Genomic DNA, 589 nt, shown 5'->3' with positions numbered 1-589 from the left:
GGCGTACTCCACGATCAGCCACCTCGGTTTGATCACTGTCCTGCTGGGCATCGGCACCCCGTTATCCGTGGTGGCGGCCATTTTCCATACCCTGAACCACGCCGTCTTCAAGGCTTCGCTGTTCATGGCCGCCGGCATCATTGACCATGAAACGGGAACGCGCGACATGCGCATTCTCCGTGGCCTGTACAAGGCCATTCCGTTTACTGCCACGCTGGCTATCGTCGCCAGCGCATCGATGGCCGGCGTGCCGCTGCTCAACGGCTTTCTTTCCAAGGAAATGTTCTTCGCGGAGACGGTGCATGTTGGCGGCACCGAACACTGGTGGATGTCCTACGCGGCCGTGGCGATGGGAATCTTCAGCGTTGCCTATTCCCTGCGCTTCATCAGCGTGTTTTTCGGGCAGCTGTCGGCCAGTCTGCCGCAAGCGCCGCATGAACCGCCACGCTGGATGCGCTTCCCGGTGGAGTTGCTGGTGCTGCTTTGCGTGATCGTGGGCATGCTGCCGGAGCTGACGGTCGGACCCTTCCTGGCATTCGCGGCCGTGTCGGTGCTTGGCGAGGATATCCCGGCTTACAACCTGGGCATC

Annotated in this window: 1 protein-coding gene; it reads left to right on the top strand. The window is 61.5% G+C overall.

Features of this window, described 5'->3' with window-relative positions:
• Positions 1-589: proton-conducting transporter transmembrane domain-containing protein (locus JK635_RS28985; RefSeq protein ID WP_306792972.1), on the top strand; the 589-nt coding region annotated here is incomplete at both ends.

This window comes from Neobacillus paridis, from assembly GCF_016765675.1.
GTDB classification, from domain to species: Bacteria; Bacillota; Bacilli; order Bacillales; family Cytobacillaceae; genus Neobacillus; species Neobacillus paridis.
This window is presented reverse-complemented; position numbering and strand designations above follow the sequence as displayed.